Here is a 15,823-nt window from a genome sequence, read left to right on the forward strand (position 1 = left end):
GACTCGAAGGGGCACGCAAGATCGAGGTTAGTGCTCTCGGGGGAAGCCGGGGACCGTCCCGGGACGCCCTCCGGTGGGGATGTGCCGGACACGTGACGATCAAGGCACAGCAACCCCCGCCCGGAGGGATCGGAACCGATGAGCGACACCACAGGCCCCGCGCGCGCCTTGCCGGAGACCATCGGCCGGTACGGCATCTGGAGCATCGGACTCCGCTCGGAGAACGCGGCCCGGCGCACCGAACTCGCCGAGGCCGCCGCCGAGTTGGAAGAACTCGGCTACGGGGCCGTCTGGCTGGGCGGCAACAGCACCGCCCGCAACGCCGCCCCGCTGATCGAGGCGACCGGGCGGATCGTCGTCGCCACCAGCATCCAGAGCGTCTGGCAGCAGGACGCCGCCGAGACCGCGGCGGAGTTCACCGCGCTGGAGTCCGCCCACCCCGGCCGCTTCGTGCTCGGCCTCGGAGTGAGCCACGGTCCGCGCGTGCAGCAGTACCGGAAGCCGTACTCGGCGATGGTCGGCTACCTGGACCGGCTCGACGATCTCGACCGGTCCGGCGAGGGCGGCGTGCCCGCCGGGCGCCGGGTCCTGGCCGCCCTCGGCCCCAGGATGCTGCGGCTCGCCCGGGACCGTGCGGCCGGCGCGATCCCGTACCTGGTCACGCCGGACCACACCGCGCAGGCCCGCGAGATCCTGGGCAAGGCGACGCTCCTTGCACCGGAGTTCAAGGTCGTCCTGGAGACCGACCCGGCCCGCGCCCGCGCCGTGGCCCGCGGGTACCTCGCCCCCTATCTGGAGCTGCCGAACTACACCGACAACTTCCTGCGCCTGGGTTTCACCGACTCCGACGTCGCCGGCGGCGGCAGCGACCGTCTGATCGACGCGGTGTTCGCCTGGGGTGAGGAGTCCCGGATCCGGGAGCGGATCGAGGCGTTCCACGCGGCGGGCGCCGACCACGTGGCACTCCAGGTGGTCGCCGACGGCCCGCGCGACGCCCTGCCGCGGGAGGAGTGGCGCAGGCTGGCCACCCTGCTGGCGTGAGCGGACCGGGTCAAGGGGCGCGGGGCTGTGGCAAAAACGGCTCCGCCGCGCGGGCGCGGGGCTGTGGCACTGCGCGGCTCCGCCGCGCGGGCACGGCGAGCCGCGACGGCGCCGCGGACCCGAAACCGCCCACGTCTTCCCGGCCCGCCGGCGGAGCGCCTACGCGTCCTTGAGCTCCTGCCGCTGCCGGCCCAGCCCCTCGATCTCCAGCTCGACCACGTCCCCGGACCGCAGGTACGGCTTCGGCTCGGGCCGGCCCAGGGCCACCCCGGCCGGCGTACCGGTGTTGATGACGTCACCGGGGTACAGGGTGATGAACTGGCTGACGTAGCGCACGACTTCGGCGACGGGGAAGATCTGGTCGGCGGTCGACCCGTTCTGCTTCAGCTCGCCGTTGACCCACAGGCGCAGCGGCAGCGCCTGCGGGTCGGGGACCTCGTCGGCGGTGACCAGCCAGGGCCCGAGCGGGTTGAACGTCTCGCAGTTCTTGCCCTTGTCCCAGGTCCCGCCGCGCTCGATCTGGAACTCCCGCTCGGAGACGTCGTGCGCCACCGCGTACCCGGCGACGTGCGCGAGCGCCTCCTCATGGGACTCCAGATAGCGGGCCGTACGGCCGATGACGACCGCCAGCTCCACCTCCCAGTCGGTCTTGGCGGCGCCGCGCGGCACGAGCACGGTGTCGTCCGGCCCTACCACGGTGTCCGGCGCCTTGAGGAAGATCACCGGCTCGGCGGGCGGCTCGGCCCCGGTCTCGCGGGCGTGGTCGTGGTAGTTCAGCCCGATGCAAACGATCTTGCCGATCCGCGCGAGCGGCGGCCCGATCCGCGACGCGGCCGCGTCCGACCCGGCCCCGTCCAGCGCGGGCAGTTCCCCCGCGGCGGCGGCGTCACGGATCCGGCCGAGCGCCGCGTCGTCGGCGAGCAGAGCTCCGTCGATGTCCGGGACGATGCCCGACAGGTCCCGCAGGACCCCGGTCGCGTCCAGCAGCGCGGGCCGCTCCGCACCCGCCGTACCGACTCGCAGCAATTTCATGTGTCAACTCCCTCGATCGCGGGCGCCCGGCCGATGAAGGCGACCTGGGTGCGGCAGACGCAACCATCGGAGGACTGGTCGATCGTCCAAGGTCAACCTCCACTCCGCAAGAGCGCGTTCACGTACTGGACCGTAGGCCCGCCGCGGAGGACGGCCGCGCCCGCGCGCTCACCGGTACAGCAGGACCCGTTCGACCGCACTCCACGCCGTGCTGGTCACCACGTACAGCGCGGCGGCCAGCGGCACCACCGCCACGGTGACCAGGGTGAAGAAGGACATGTACGGCATGGCCTTGCCGACCGCGCCCGCGGCGCCGCCGCCCATCCCTGCCATATCGGTTGTGACCAGGGACTTCTTCGTCCGCAGGAAGTTGAACGCGGCGATGACGGCCACCACCGCGAACAGCGCCAGATACACCGCCCCGGCCGCCCCGAACACGCCGTCCCCGGCCAGGGCGTCGGCCCACCGGCCGCCTAGCGGCGCGGCCAGCAGTCGGTGGCCGAGCAGCCCGTCGCCGTCCGCGGCCGGTGTCGAGAACAGGTGGTACAGCAGGAAGAAGGCGGGCATCTGCAGCAGGCTGGGAAGGCAGCCCGACAGCGGCGACACCTTCTCCTCGGCGTGCAGCTCCAGCACGGCTTTTTGCAGCTTCTCGGGGTCCTTCCGGTACTTCTTCCGCAGCTCGCCGATCCGCGGCTGCAACGCGGCTCGCGCCTTCTGCCCGCGCGCGGCGGCCCGGGACAGGGGGTGGAGGAGGAGTCGTACGAGCGCGGTGAACAGGACGATCGCGGCGGCGGCCGCGGAGGCGTGGAACAGCGGCTGGAGCAGGTCGGCGAGCCGCTCGACCAGGCCGGCGAAAACGGACATGGGTGAGCCCTCCGGGGGTCTCGTCGTGCCAGGCGTACGGGAATGGCGTACGGGGATGACGGCATGACGACCCGCGCAGGGTCACGAGGTGAGGTGTGCGGTGCCCTACACGGTGGTCGCCGGAAGGGCGCGCCCGGGCGCCCGGGGCCGCGGCCGGCCCGCGGCGTCGGGATCACGCTGCGGCAGGAAGGCCGTACGGCGGTCCCGGTCCCGGATGGCCGTACGCACCCGGGTGGGCGGCACGGCGGGAGCGCAGCGGGAGGCGAGCACCGCGCAGGCGACGAGCGCGGAACCGGCCGCCGCGGTCGCGGCGAGCGCGATGGCCACGGTCCCGGACAGACCGCCGGTGTCGAACAGGACGACCGGAAGCAGCAGGAGGGGCAGGAGGAGGGACAGGAGCAGCGGCACGGCGGCGGGGCGCGTGGCGACGCGACTGCGGATCACGTCGACTCCCTCCCCGTGAGCGTGCGTTGCGGTGCTCTGGTGCCGGCTGCCGGTTGCCGACGGACGGCAGACGGCGGGCGGCCTCCGGCTCACCATAGCGGCGTAGAGGCGTAGAGGCGTAGAGGCCGTTATACAGGATCGATCTCGAGCGGTTGCAGCAGCCGCCTCGGCTTGAGCAGTGCCCGGCTGACCGGATCCGCCGGGTCCGTATCGAGTCCGGGTCCCGGTTCCATGAGGACGTCCTCGACCGGTACGACGGTTGCGCAGGAGGGGCACTCGCCGTACGGCCCGAGTTCGGTGCCGCACTCCGCGTGCCGGAAGTAGCGCAGCCGGACCTCGGTGAAGTGCTCGCGCCCCCACAGGCCGAGCGCCCGCAGGGTCGGCCACAGCGCGATCCCGCGCTCGGTGACGACGTACTCGTACCGGGGTGGCGAGTCCTGGTACCGCCGCTTCTCCAGGATCCCCTCCGCCGTCAGCGTCTGGAGGCGGGCGGCGAGAACCGCGCGGGGGATGCCGAGGTGGACCAGGAAGTCGTTGTAGCGCCGGACGCCGTACAGCGCGTCGCGGACGACCAGCAGCGTCCAGCGCTCTCCGATGATCTCCAGCGCGCGGGCGATCGAGCACTCCTGCGTCGCGTAGTCCTTGCCCAGTGCCATGCCGTCCACTGTAGCCACTTTCCGCGGCCTTGGTTCAATGAGCGAACCGAGGGTGTTACCGTTCACGAGCAGGTCAGTTCAATGACCGAACCTGCCTGAGCCTCTTCTCCGCCCAGCCCCCGGAAGGACGGGCCCATGACCGGGCTGAACTCCGCCACGACCTCCACCGCAACGGTCACCACCCGCACCGAAGCCCCACGCCTCAGGCGCCGGGACGGGCCCCCGCACCCCCGGGCCACCCTGGCCGTGACCAGCGCGGCCACCACCGTGGCCCTGATGACGTACACGGCGCCGATCATCACCCTCCCCGGCACCGCGGCCGCCCTGCACACCCCCCTCTCCGCCCAGGCATGGCTGCTCAACGGCACCCCGCTGGGCCTGGCCGCCCTCCTCCTGATCGCCGGCAGCCTGGCCGACGACTACGGACGCCGCCGCGTCTTCCTCGCCGGCACCCTGACCCTGGGTCTGACCACCGTTCTGGGCGCCCTGGCGACGACGACCTGGCAGTTCACGCTGGCCCGTATCGCCCAGGGCGCGGCCAGCGCGGCCCTGCTGGCCAGCAGCCTGGGCCTGCTCGTGCACGCCTTCCCCACCCCGCGCGGGCGGCTCCACGCGACCGGCGTCTGGGGCGCCTTCGTGAGCGGCGGCATAGCGGTCGGCCCGCTGGTCACGGGCGCCCTGCCGAACTGGCGGGCGGCCTACGCCGTCCTGGGCGCCGCCGCCCTGGTCGCGGCCGCTCTCGGCACCCGAGCCTTGTCGGAGTCCCGCGCGCCGAGGGGCGGCCGGCCGGACGTCCTCGGCGCGCTGACCTTCGGGCTGGCCCTGGTGGCCCTGGTGGCCGCCGTGACCCTGGGCCGGGACGGCTGGCTGCGGGCGCCCGTGGGACTGCTGCTCGCGGCGGCCGTGGCGCTGCTCGGGGTCTTCGCGCTGCTGGAGCGCCGTAGCCGCACACCGATGATCGACCTGTCCCTGCTGCGCCGCCCCCGTTTCCTGGCCTCCTCGGCGGGCGGCCTGTTCACCGGCCTGGCGGTGATCGGCCTCTTCAGCTACCTGCCGGCCCTGCTCCAGCAGACGCTGAACATGTCACCGATGACCACCGCCTGGCTGTTGCTGCTGTGGTCCGGCACGGGCTTCACGGTGGCCCTCCAGGCCAAGCGCCTGGCAGGGCGGGTGACGCCGCGCCGGCAACTGGTCCTGGGCTTCGTCCTCCACGCGGCCGGCGTCCTCACGATGCTCGGCGCGATCGGCTCCGGCTCCTGGCTCCGCATGCTGCCGGGCCTGCTGGTGAGCGGCGTGGGCAGCGGCCTGCTGAACGCCGCGCTGCCCCTGCTGTCGGTGGAGTCGGTCCCGCCGGACCGCGCGGCGATGGGCTCCGGCGCCCAGCAGACCCTCCGTTACATCGGCTCCTGCGCCGGAGTCGCCCTGACCATCGCCCTCGCGACGTCGACGGGCAGCCTGGGAGGGGGCGCCGACGTGGCGATGGTGGTGTCGGCGGGACTGGCGCTGGTGGGCGCGGTGAGCGTGGGGGTGTCGCGGGAGCGGGGGTGAGGACGCCGGAGCGGGGGTGAGGGTGCGGGGCGCACGGACGTGGGCTGGGCCCTGGGGCGAGGTCCCTTGGATCCCCTGGGCCCCCTGGCCTGCAGATACCTCACGTTTGTCAGTGTCCGGCAGTACGGTGTCCCCCATGCGCCCCGCCACGCCCGCCGAAGACGCCGACCACGCCACCGAAGCGGACCGCCTCGAGCGGACCGCCGATCTGTACCCCGAGGACGCCGAGGCCCTCCTCCTCCAGGCCGCGGCCCACCGGGAACTGTCCGGCGACCGCCCCGCCGCGACGACCCTCTACGACCGGCTGCTGTCCTCCCCCGCCGACCTGGAGAGCCCCCACCTGGTCCGGGCACTCAAGGCCGCCAACCTGTGGGAGTACGGCCACGAGGCGGAGGCGAGAGCGATCATCGAGGGCGTCCGTGCCACGGCGCCCCGCGACCCGGCCCCCTGGGTGATCGTCGCGGAGTCCCTGGAGGCCCACGACGAACTCGAAGCAGCGCACGAGACGTTCACCCAGGGCGTGGAACTGCTTCTCGCGGAAGCCCAGGAGCCCCCGCACGCCACCCACCCCCTCCTCTTCGGCCGCCACCGCGTCCGCCGCATGCTGGGTACCGTCCACGACGACTGGGACATGCTGGCCGACACACTCCACGCCTCCCCGGTCCCCCTGGACGAACTCCACGACCCGAAACGCGTCTGGTCCCTCGGCTCGGAGAACCCGGCCGAACTGCAAGCGGAGATCACCCGCCTCCGTGCCGAACTCGGCGCCTACCGCGCGGCCCTCTCCCGCCCCTTCCCGGTGGCGGTCCTGCACTGGCCGGCGGAAGAACTGTCCGAACTCCTCACGGCCTACGCCGGCCTCACGTCCGAATACCCCTCCCACGAGACCCACTTGGCGACGATAGAGGCGTCCCTGCGCGAACTGTCCTCCTCCGGCACCCCCAACCTGGGCATCGTCACAGGCACGGTCCCCTCCTACGAGGCCTTCGCCGCCTCGGAGGCCGCCTCCCCGTCCGACCCGGCCCTGCTGCCCCAGTACGCGACGACCCTGGCGGCCCGGGGCCGCGCGGTCACCTGGCCACCGCAGCGGGGGGCGCTGTGCTGGTGCGGGTCGAGGCAGGCGTACGGGGAGTGCCATGGGGTGGCCAAACCCGCCGAACCGGCCGAACCCGCCGGAACCGTCTGAGCGGGCCGGAAGCGTCTCAGCGGGCCGGAAGCGGGCGGATTCAGTCCCGGTCGTGGGCGTCCGTCCCAGCCGGCCGGTGCGCGGCTTGGGCGAGACGCCCCGCGTTGAAGGCTGTCACGAGCTGGTCGAGCAGAGGCGCGGAGCAAGGGTGCGGGTCGCGGCGTGGAGTGATCGTGTAGATGCCGCGGGTCGGGGGATCCACGAGGGCCACCGCGGTGACATCGGTCCGCAGCGCGCCGGCCAGCACCCCGGGTATCAGCGCGATGGCGTGGCCGGTAGCGACCAGCGCCAACTTGCCGGGCAGATCGGCCGCGGCGAGGTCGATGCGGGCGGTCACCCCGGCGCGGGCGGCATGCTGGCGGAGCAGCGCCGCCGAGCCCTCGTTGTCCTCCACCCAGGTCTGGTCGGCCAGCGCCTGAATGCGCACCGGGGCGCCCCCGGCCAGCGGGTGGTGGACGGGCAGCACGACGACCATCTCGTCCATCCCCAGGAACCGTCGTTCGAGACGCGGGTCGTTGGGCAGCCCCGGTGGCGCGTCGGTGACCACGCCGACGTCCAGGTCGCCCGAGACCACACGGTCGTACAGCTCCAGGCTCAGTCCGGGCGACAGGCTCCACCGGACGGGTCCGGCCGTGTCCAGCAGGCGGCGTATCGCCACGGGCACGATCCCGGCGGCCAGGGACGGCGTCGCACCGACGGCCATTGGCCGGCCCAGCGCACCGTCACGCAGGTCCCGCACGGCACGAACCGCCCGGTCGGCCTCGGTGAGCGCGGCCGCTGCGTGACGGCGGAACACCTCTCCGGCAGGCGTCGGACGCGCACCACGCGCATGCCGCTCCACCAGTGGCACCCCGAGCTCGCGCTCCAGCCCGGCGATCTGCCGGGAGACGGCCGACTGCGTGTAGCCGAGTTCGTCGGCCGCCGCCGACAACGAGCCGAGCCGGCACACCGTCACGAAGGTCCGCCATGAAGTGAGCGCCATGGCCCGCAAGTATGCCGCTGATATGCGGATCCCGCAGAGCAGCCCTTCCATATCTGCGCTTGTCGCAGCCCTCCCGGTGCCCCACGCTCGGACGCATGACCACACCGCACACCGTCGCCGTGCTCGGACTGGGCCGCATGGGCGCCGCGATCGCGACCCGACTCGCCGACCAGGACTGGGACGTCGTCGGCTGGACACGGTCCGGTCGTCACGTCGCGGGCGCCGTCGAGACGACCCGCGAGCCGAACGACGCCGTGACGAAGGCGGACATCACAGTCCTGGCACTGTTCGACGGCCGGGCCTGCCGGCAGGTCGTCGACCGCATCCGCCCCTCACTGCGACCGGACACGATCGTGCTGAACACGAGCACCATCGCCCCCGCCGAGGCCTCGACCCTGGCCCGGCAACTCGGCCCGTCCTACGTCCACGCGCCCGTACTCGGCTCCGTACCGGCCGTAGCCGCGGGCACCCTGCGGATCCTCGCCGCCGGCGGCCGGGACGCGCTCGACCGGGTCCGACCGGTACTCCGAGCGCTCGGCACCGTGTGGCCCGTCGACGGCGCGGCCACCGCCGCGTCGCTCAAGCTGGTCGCCAACAGCAGCCTCGCCGGCGCCGTCCTCGCACTGCGCGACTCACTCCGGCAGGCCGACGCCCTGGACCTGCCCCGTGCCCAGGTACTGGACGTCCTCGAACTCGGCCAGCTCGGCGGGCTCGTCGGTCGCAAGCGGACCTTCCTCCTTGCTGACGAGTCGACCCCGGCCCCAGCTGAGTTCACGATCGGCGCACTGGGTAAGGACATGGCGCTGCTGGCCACGGCGTCGAACAGCCCCCTGCGCAACGCGGCCGATCTGGCCGCCACCCCTGCCGATCCGGAGGCCGACATCGCCGTAGCCGCCACGGTTCCCGCCGTGGACGAGGCCGTGCTCGAACCGCTGCACTCCTACATCCGCGGCCACGCCACCGGCGACCCCACCCACTTCCGAGACGCGTTCCTGCTCACCGCCCACATCGAGGGCATCCGGGACGGCGCATTCGTGTCGTGGCGCCTGGACGAGTACTGCGCGCTCTTCCCCGGCCGCCCGGCCACGGACGAACCGACCCGCACCCGCCGCATCGACACCATCGACGTCCACGGCACCGTCGCCACCGCGTCCATGACCCTCCGGCACGGCACGGACACCTTCACGGACGTCTTCCTGCTGATGCGGGCTGACGGCAGGTGGCGTATCGCCAACAAGGCGTACCACCGGACAGTGACCAGCGGTGGGGAGCGTTCTCGGACACTGAGGCCGTAGCACGAACTCCCAGAAATGAGGGTGCGTCCGCACGGGCCGGGGGGCATGCTGCCGCGATGGACCAGATTCGGGAGATCGCAGGGCTGGTCGATGACGTGCTGGGGCGCACCGCCATCGGAACCTACCTTCACGGCTCCTGCGTGCTCGGCGGTCTCAGACCGGCCAGCGACGTGGACGTCCTGGTCGTCTCTCAGCGCAGCATGAACGGCCGGGAACGACGGGCTCTTCTCCACGGGCTGTCGCGCATCTCCGGTTCCGGCTCCACCGGCGAGGCCCGTCCGGTCGAGCTCACGGTCACCGTTCAGTCGGAGGTCCGCCCTTGGCGATACCCACCGACCGCCGACTTCCTCTACGGCGAGTGGCTGCGCGACGAGTTCGAGGCGAGCGGGCCGCCTCGGCCGGAGTCGATGCCGGACCTGGCCCTTCTCCTCACGATGGTGCTGGCCGGCAACCACCCGCTGACCGGCCCGCCCCCGGCCGAGGTCCTGGACCACGTGCCGTCCGGGGACCTGGCCAGGTCCAGCGTGGCGGGCATCCCCGGCCTGCTCGACGACCTGGACAGTGACACCCGCAACGTCGTGCTGACCCTGGCACGCGTCTGGACGACGCTCGCCACCGGTGAGATCAGGTCGAAGGACCAGGCGGCCGACTGGACTCTCGCCCGGCTTCCCCCGGAGCAACGCCCTGTCCTGGAGCACGCCAGGGCGTTGTATCTCAACTGCCGGTACTCCGAGGAGCACTGGAGCCTGGAGCTGAAGGCCCGGGTACGCCCGCACGTGGAGACGGTGCTTGCCGAGATCGACCGTCTCAGGCCCCGCCGAGGCCGCAGGCCACCTGATCACGACCTCCTCAACACGCTCTAGGGTGCTGCTTGTTGGTCGACTCACCGGATCTGGGGATCCGGGGATCAGGCGACCGGGGGATCAGGGGGACGAAGACCGATGAACAATGCGGGTGCGACCGAGGTGTTCCAGCCACTGCAGCCGGACGACCCTCCCCTGGTGGCCGGTTACCGCCTCGCCGCCCGGCTCGGCGCGGGTGGCATGGGCCGGGTCTACCTGTCGCACACGCAGGGCGGCCGTCCTGTGGCGATCAAGGTGGTCCGGCCGGAACTGGCCGACAACCCGGCCTTCCGGCGACGGTTCCGCCGGGAGATTGCCGCCGCCCGGCGGGTCCGGGGCGCGTACACCGCCGAGCTGATCGACGCCGACGCGGACGGCGTACCGCCCTGGCTGGCCACGCTGTACGTACCCGGCCCCTCCCTGACCGAGGCCGTCGCACGGCGTGGACCGCTGCCGGTTCCGGCCGTGCTGTGGCTGATGGCGGGGGTGGCCGAGGCGCTGCAGGCCATCCACGACGCGGGCATCGTGCACCGGGACCTGAAGCCGTCGAACGTGCTGCTGGCCGCCGACGGCCCGCGCGTGATCGACTTCGGCATCTCGCTGGCCTCGGACGTCACCTCGCACACCACCACGGGCGCCGCCATCGGCACACCGTCGTTCATGGCTCCCGAACAGGCGTCCGCGGGCGAGCTCACGCCGGCGACCGACGTCTTCGCGCTCGGCCAGACGGCGGCGTTCGCGGCCCTGGGCGAGCCGCTGTACGGGGACGGCCCCGCGGTCAGCGTGCTGTACCGGATCGTGAACGACGAACCCGACCTCTCCCTCCTGCCCGAGCAGCTCCGTCCGCTGCTCGCCCGGTGCCTGGCCACCGATCCGGAGGAGCGGGTCACCCCGGCGGAGCTCGTCGAGTGGTGCCGGCAGCGGCTGGGCGGGGACGCCGACGCAGGCGGCGGGCCGGCCGTCTGGCGGGAGATAGCGGGACCGAAGGTGACGGTCCCACCCCCGGTCCCCAACCCCACCCAGGGCTACACGCTGCCTTCGGTCGGCTGGCCGCAGTCGACCGTCCCGGCCCCACAGCCCGCATGGCCGCGGCCGCCGATGCCTCTCAACCCGGAAGAACGACGCACCCGCAGACGCCGCGTCGCCTTGATCGCGACCGCCTCCGTGGCGGCGGGTGCGTTGCTGCTGACCGGCCTGACCTGGACGGCCATGAACGCGGTGAACGGGCTCCGCGACTGGAGTGCGGCCGCGTCCTCGACGCCCTCTCCGAAAGCGTCCGCGCAGTCCTCGGCGTCCTCATCGGCAGCCACGCCGGCCTCCGAGGCTGGTGGCCGGACACCAGAGGCGTCGCTCCCCTCCTCCACCACACCCAAGCCGCCGCAAGCCGTCCCGTACCCCGGCCAGTGGCTGGACCGCGAGAACTCACTGGACCTCAAAAAGGCCGCCCCGCGCAAGGACCGCAAAGGAGACATCCGCTTCGACTGCAAGGAAGCGGGCTGCGAGCTGGAAAGCGACACCAGCACGATGGTCCTGTGGTACGGCGATCCCGGGGTCTCCTTCGAGGACTGCCGTGACCTCCTCGCCGGTGCCGACAGCCGCCGCGGCGGCCATCGCCGCATCCCGCTGGCCGCAACGGCGGCCGGCAGCGAGATCTGCGTCAAGCACCCCTCTGGAGACATCGCGCTGTTCTTGATCGATGTGAAGTCGACCGCGCTGCCGGAGATCGGCTTCGTGATGGCGGACATGACAGTCTGGCCGGCGACCTAGCCAGGCCGGCACCCTACGGCTCGGCGGCGGGCGCGCCCGGCACCGCACGCGCTACGTCCCTGCGGCGAACGGATTGCCGTGCCCGGGAAGCTGCCCGTCCGGCGGCACATACCGCAGCCGCCCGTTCGGGTCGGTCACCGCTGTGTACCCGGCAGCTTGCAGGAGGGCGGTGTACTTGGCCCTGTAGTGCCGGTTGACGGCGAGTCCCACGGGCACGAGGGCCATCACCGCGGCCCAGACGACGCCGGCAAGGACAACGGCAGTGGCGCCCTCGCCGATCCAGAAGCCGACGGGCAGGGCCAACGGAATGGCACCGACAGCCGCGAGCACCACCCGTTGCTTGTCAGTGAACTTGGCGGTGATGTCGAACGTGATGCGGGCCTTGAGGAGCTCGACCGCGTCCGGCACGAGGGGCGGCAGCGGGCCCCCGTCGCTCGCGTCCGGGTACAGCGCCCGGTTCTGCGCGGCCCGCGCGCGGGCCTGCGGACTTGGGTCGGGCACGATCAGCATCACGTATTGGTTGCCATCCAGCCCGCCGCCCTGCCATATGTCCGCGTACTCGTATCCGAACTGCTCAGCGATGAAGGCGAGTCGGGTGAACTTCTTCATCGACCCCATGGCGGGGGAGACGTGAACGGGCTCCCCGCTCGCCATCTGCCGCAACATCTTCCGCACATGCCGGTCACTCACCAGCGCCCCGTCCCTCACACGGCCATGGCAGTCGCCGACCGTGCCGCCATGTTCTCGTCAACATCGACAAGCCTTGTCGATCAGCGACTGCCGCCGCAACCAGTGAGGCCGTCCGTCGGCCGGAAGGCCGGGACGGACCGGATTCAGTCAGCGCCGACAACTGGAGAACCAGACCAACAGCGCCGCACCCGTCGCCTGCCCCTCAGAACGGACGGCTGGGGCGCATTTGGTGCATCCAGGTTCTTCGATTGTCAGTGGTCCCTGTTACAACAGAGCCACTGATACGTGATCGAGGGGGGCTTGGTGACGGAATCTCAGGGTGCGGGCCAGCCGGTCGCCGGCGTGTACGAACGGCTGATCACCCAGGACGTGCACGACGAGCTGGGGCAGCTCGAGGCCATGGGGTGGAAGGCCATCGACGCCGAGGTCAGCAAGGAGTCCTCGCCTCACGTTCTGGCCCGGCACGTCGGTGAGGTGGTCGCCCGCACGCTCAGCCGGCTTCCCTCCGATCAGCGAGTCCCCTTCGTCAACAAGGTCCTGGAATCTCTGGCCACCGGGACAACCGGCCAGACCGACACCGAGCCCATAAGCACGGTCGTCGAGGGCCCCCGCCAGTTGCTCGCCCTCGCCGAGCAGGAGGCGCCGGGCGCCTACGCAATCCGCCCCCTCACGCCGCTGTCCGAGGCCTCGTTGCTCACGAACTCGCCGGAGGACCTCAGCCTGGGTGCCGAGCTGCGGGCCGAGCTCGCGACCGCGGACCGTATCGACCTGCTCTGCGCGTTCGTGAAGTGGTACGGCATCCGGGTCCTGGAGGACGCTCTTCGCGCCGCCAAGGAGCGCGGCGTGGAGATTCGGGTCATCACGACCACGTACATGGGGGCCACCGACCGTCACGCACTCGATCGGCTGGTGCGGGACTTCGGCGCGACCGTCAAGGTCAACTACGAGGTCCGCTCCACCCGCCTGCACGCCAAAGCCTGGCTGTTCCGGCGCAAGACGGGCTTCGACACCGCCTACGTCGGCAGCTCGAACCTGTCCAGGGCCGCACTGCTCGACGGCTTGGAGTGGAACGTACGGCTGTCGTCCGTCGCCACCCCCGCCGTACTGGACAAGTTCGAGGCGACCTTCGAGGCGTACTGGAACGACAGCGCCTTCGAGACCTACTACCCAGACCTGCACGGTGAACGCCTCGACGGAGCGCTGGCCCAGGCGAGCGGCACCAGTTCCACCACCGATCTGAAGATCAACCTTTCCGGCCTTCAGGTACGCGCCTTCCCACACCAGCGGGACATGTTGGAGCGGCTCCGCGTCGAGCGGGAGATCCGCGGGCGTCACGACAACCTGCTGGTAGCCGCCACCGGCACGGGGAAGACCGTGATGGCCGCCCTCGACTACCGCAGCATGTGCAAGTCCGACAACGAACGACCGAGGCTCCTGTTCGTGGCGCACCGCAAGGAGATCCTCAACCAATCCCTGCGCACATACCGGGAAGTCCTCGACGACGCCTCGTTCGGAGAGCTGCTGCACGCGGGACAGGACCCGCGTGAGTGGAACCACGTCTTCGCAAGCGTCCAGTCGCTCAATGTGCGGCGGCTGGAGCAACTGGCCTCCGATCACTTCGACGTCATCGTCATCGACGAGTTCCACCACGCCACCGCGACCACGTACCGCCGGGTGATCGACCACTTCGCGCCGAAGGAGCTACTGGGTCTGACGGCGACCCCCGAGCGGATGGACGGGCGCAACGTCCAGGACGAGTTCTTCGAAGGACGCATCGCCGCTGAAATGCGCCTGTGGGAGGCTCTGGAGAACGACCTGCTCTGCCCCTTCCACTACTTCGGCATCCCGGACGGCACGGATCTGAGGCACCTGGGCTGGCAGAAGGGCACATACACCGATCAGGAGCTCGACAACCTCTTCACAGGCAATGACGCACGCGCCCGGATCGTGGTGAAGCAGATCCGCGACAAGGTCTCCAACCCCGGAACCATGCGGGCGCTGGGCTTCTGCGTGAGCAAGGCGCACGCCCGTTTCATGGCCGACTTCTTCCGCAAGGCAGGCTTCCAGGCCGTCGCGCTCGACAGCGACTCGCCCGCGGATGTGCGCGCCCAAGCACTGCGCGATCTACGCGACCGCAAGCTCCAGGTGATCTTCTCCGTCGACCTGTTCAACGAGGGACTCGACATCCCCGACGTCGACACCCTGCTTCTCCTCCGCCCCACCAACAGCGCCACGATCTTCCTCCAGCAACTGGGCCGGGGGCTTAGGCGTACCGAGACGAAACCGGTACTCACGGTTCTCGACTTCATCGGACAGCATCGGGCGGAGTTCCGCTTCGAGGAGCAGTTCCGGGCACTGACCAACCTCTCGCGGAACCGGCTCGTCGACCACATCGAGCACGACTTCCCACAACTGCCATCCGGCTGCCAGATCATCCTGGAGGGCAAGTCCAAGGACCTCATCCTCGACAACATCCGTGCCCAAGTGAACGCCTCAGTCCAGACGTTGGTGAAGGAGGTCCAGGCCTACAGCACGCCACGCCTCGCCGACTATCTTCGGGAGAGTCGCCGGGAGATCAAGGAGCTCTACAAGAGCGACAACTCGTGGACGACGGTATTGCGCCGTGCCGGCCTGATCGACGAAACCGCCCCGGCAGGAGAGGCCGCTCTACTCAAGCGCGTCCACGCGTTCCTGCACGTTGACGACCCCGAGCGCGCCCAGGCCTACATTCGTCTCCTCGAGGACAACGTCCCGCCGTACGAGGACCTGAGCCCCAGCGATCAGTCCTACGCCCGTATGTTGTTCTTCAACCTCTGGGACAACGCGGGCGGCTTCACCAGCTTCCAGGCAGGCCTGGAATCCCTCCGCTCTCAGCCGGCGTTCCGTGACGAGCTCAGGCAACTGCTCTCCCACGTGATCGAACAGGCCGACCACTTCCCCCTGCCTCTGTCCGGCCCCCTCAGCCACGTCCCGTTGAAGGTCCACAGCGCCTACAACCGGTCCGAGATCCTCGCGGCACTCGGTGTGGCACGCTTCGGCGGTCAGATGCCACGGTCCTTCGCGCAGGGCGTGCAGTGGGTCGAGGACCTTCAGACGGACGCCTTGCTCATCACCTTGGAGAAGAACGAGAAGGACTTCTCACCCACCATCCGATACAGGGACTACGCGCTGAGCCCGGAACTCTTCCACTGGGAATCGCAGAACTCGACGGCCGCGAACTCTCCTACCGGCATGCGCTACCGGCAACATGCCCAGCGCGGCAGTCACGTCCTGCTATTCGTACGGCGTTACAAGAACACCGACATAGGCAAGTCCCAGCCGTGGATGCTCCTCGGCCCAGCGACCTACCAGACCCACACCGGGAGCAAGCCGATGGCCATCACCTGGCACCTGGAGCGCGACCTCCCGGCTGACGTGTGGACGTACTCGGCCCGGGCGAGCTGATCCACATCGACCAGGTTCGTCATGGGGGTGTG

The 15,823-nt window shown here is 71.0% G+C and carries 13 protein-coding genes; 7 read left to right on the forward strand and 6 right to left on the reverse strand.

Annotated features, from left to right (window positions below; translation table 11 throughout):
• Positions 1-138 precede the first annotated feature (138 nt).
• The gene (locus tag ACIQFZ_RS05670; RefSeq protein WP_402690683.1) at positions 139-1,041 is read left to right on the forward strand and encodes an LLM class F420-dependent oxidoreductase; all 903 of its coding nucleotides are present in this window, start codon (positions 139-141) and stop codon (positions 1,039-1,041) included.
• A gap of 159 nt (positions 1,042-1,200) precedes the next feature.
• On the opposite strand, the gene ACIQFZ_RS05675 is transcribed toward ACIQFZ_RS05670, so the two are convergent.
• From ACIQFZ_RS05675 to ACIQFZ_RS05690, 4 genes are all read right to left on the reverse strand, one after another.
• A complete protein-coding gene (locus ACIQFZ_RS05675; protein WP_365420802.1) occupies positions 1,201-2,073 on the reverse strand; it encodes a fumarylacetoacetate hydrolase family protein in 873 nt (290 codons plus the stop codon).
• 168 nt (positions 2,074-2,241) lie between these two features.
• Positions 2,242-2,937: a YidC/Oxa1 family membrane protein insertase gene (locus tag ACIQFZ_RS05680; RefSeq protein ID WP_365420805.1), complete on the reverse strand. Its 696-nt coding sequence runs from the start codon at positions 2,935-2,937 to the stop codon at positions 2,242-2,244.
• 105 nt (positions 2,938-3,042) lie between these two features.
• Positions 3,043-3,381 (reverse strand): DUF6412 domain-containing protein, encoded by a 339-nt coding sequence (locus tag ACIQFZ_RS05685; protein WP_384085383.1) that lies wholly within the window; start codon positions 3,379-3,381, stop codon positions 3,043-3,045.
• A gap of 128 nt (positions 3,382-3,509) precedes the next feature.
• The gene (locus ACIQFZ_RS05690) at positions 3,510-4,037 is read right to left on the reverse strand and encodes a helix-turn-helix domain-containing protein (protein WP_225078576.1); all 528 of its coding nucleotides are present in this window, start codon (positions 4,035-4,037) and stop codon (positions 3,510-3,512) included.
• A 135-nt stretch (positions 4,038-4,172) separates the two neighbouring features.
• Here ACIQFZ_RS05690 and ACIQFZ_RS05695 point away from each other — a divergent pair, with 135 nt between their 5' ends.
• Positions 4,173-5,585: an MFS transporter gene (locus ACIQFZ_RS05695; RefSeq protein ID WP_402690684.1), complete on the forward strand. Its 1,413-nt coding sequence runs from the start codon at positions 4,173-4,175 to the stop codon at positions 5,583-5,585.
• 136 nt (positions 5,586-5,721) lie between these two features.
• Positions 5,722-6,771 (forward strand): SEC-C domain-containing protein, encoded by a 1,050-nt coding sequence (locus ACIQFZ_RS05700; protein ID WP_365420814.1) that lies wholly within the window; start codon positions 5,722-5,724, stop codon positions 6,769-6,771.
• A gap of 40 nt (positions 6,772-6,811) precedes the next feature.
• Here ACIQFZ_RS05700 and ACIQFZ_RS05705 read toward each other — a convergent pair whose 3' ends face one another.
• Positions 6,812-7,753 carry a LysR family transcriptional regulator gene (locus ACIQFZ_RS05705; RefSeq protein WP_402690685.1) on the reverse strand — a complete coding sequence of 314 codons (942 nt, stop codon included), beginning with the start codon at positions 7,751-7,753 and terminating at the stop codon, positions 6,812-6,814.
• Between the two features lie 95 nt (positions 7,754-7,848).
• Here ACIQFZ_RS05705 and ACIQFZ_RS05710 point away from each other — a divergent pair, with 95 nt between their 5' ends.
• From ACIQFZ_RS05710 to ACIQFZ_RS05720, 3 genes are all read left to right on the forward strand, one after another.
• The gene (locus tag ACIQFZ_RS05710; protein ID WP_402690686.1) at positions 7,849-9,048 is read left to right on the forward strand and encodes a nuclear transport factor 2 family protein; all 1,200 of its coding nucleotides are present in this window, start codon (positions 7,849-7,851) and stop codon (positions 9,046-9,048) included.
• A gap of 56 nt (positions 9,049-9,104) precedes the next feature.
• Entirely contained in the window at positions 9,105-9,911 is an 807-nt protein-coding gene (locus ACIQFZ_RS05715) for an aminoglycoside adenylyltransferase domain-containing protein (protein ID WP_402690687.1), read from the forward strand.
• 78 nt (positions 9,912-9,989) lie between these two features.
• On the forward strand, positions 9,990-11,657 hold the full coding sequence (locus tag ACIQFZ_RS05720; RefSeq protein WP_402690688.1) for a serine/threonine-protein kinase: 1,668 nt from the start codon (positions 9,990-9,992) through the stop codon (positions 11,655-11,657).
• A gap of 51 nt (positions 11,658-11,708) precedes the next feature.
• Here the strand turns inward: ACIQFZ_RS05720 and ACIQFZ_RS05725 are convergent, their stop codons facing one another.
• Entirely contained in the window at positions 11,709-12,347 is a 639-nt protein-coding gene (locus ACIQFZ_RS05725; protein WP_402690689.1) for a hypothetical protein, read from the reverse strand.
• 300 nt (positions 12,348-12,647) lie between these two features.
• Between ACIQFZ_RS05725 and ACIQFZ_RS05730 the strand changes: the two genes are divergently transcribed.
• Complete coding sequence (locus tag ACIQFZ_RS05730; protein ID WP_402690690.1) at positions 12,648-15,791, forward strand: DUF3427 domain-containing protein; 3,144 nt, start codon at positions 12,648-12,650, stop codon at positions 15,789-15,791.
• Positions 15,792-15,823: the final 32 nt, after the last annotated feature.

The sequence above is a fragment of the Streptomyces sp. NPDC093064 genome, from assembly GCF_044754605.1.
Lineage (GTDB): Bacteria > Actinomycetota > Actinomycetes > Streptomycetales > Streptomycetaceae > Streptomyces.

What these genes read in the sequence shown, in the direction of transcription:
- ACIQFZ_RS05695 (WP_402690684.1), top strand. Translation starts at nt 4,173, where the DNA reads ATGACCGGGCTGAACTCCGCCACGACCTCCACCGCAACGGTCACCACC.
- ACIQFZ_RS05690 (WP_225078576.1), bottom strand. Translation starts at nt 4,037, where the DNA reads ATGGCACTGGGCAAGGACTACGCGACGCAGGAGTGCTCGATCGCCCGC.
- ACIQFZ_RS05675 (WP_365420802.1), bottom strand. Translation starts at nt 2,073, where the DNA reads ATGAAATTGCTGCGAGTCGGTACGGCGGGTGCGGAGCGGCCCGCGCTG.
- ACIQFZ_RS05710 (WP_402690686.1), top strand. Translation starts at nt 7,849, where the DNA reads ATGACCACACCGCACACCGTCGCCGTGCTCGGACTGGGCCGCATGGGC.
- ACIQFZ_RS05670 (WP_402690683.1), top strand. Translation starts at nt 139, where the DNA reads ATGAGCGACACCACAGGCCCCGCGCGCGCCTTGCCGGAGACCATCGGC.
- ACIQFZ_RS05715 (WP_402690687.1), top strand. Translation starts at nt 9,105, where the DNA reads ATGGACCAGATTCGGGAGATCGCAGGGCTGGTCGATGACGTGCTGGGG.
- ACIQFZ_RS05705 (WP_402690685.1), bottom strand. Translation starts at nt 7,753, where the DNA reads ATGGCGCTCACTTCATGGCGGACCTTCGTGACGGTGTGCCGGCTCGGC.
- ACIQFZ_RS05680 (WP_365420805.1), bottom strand. Translation starts at nt 2,937, where the DNA reads ATGTCCGTTTTCGCCGGCCTGGTCGAGCGGCTCGCCGACCTGCTCCAG.
- ACIQFZ_RS05700 (WP_365420814.1), top strand. Translation starts at nt 5,722, where the DNA reads ATGCGCCCCGCCACGCCCGCCGAAGACGCCGACCACGCCACCGAAGCG.
- ACIQFZ_RS05720 (WP_402690688.1), top strand. Translation starts at nt 9,990, where the DNA reads ATGAACAATGCGGGTGCGACCGAGGTGTTCCAGCCACTGCAGCCGGAC.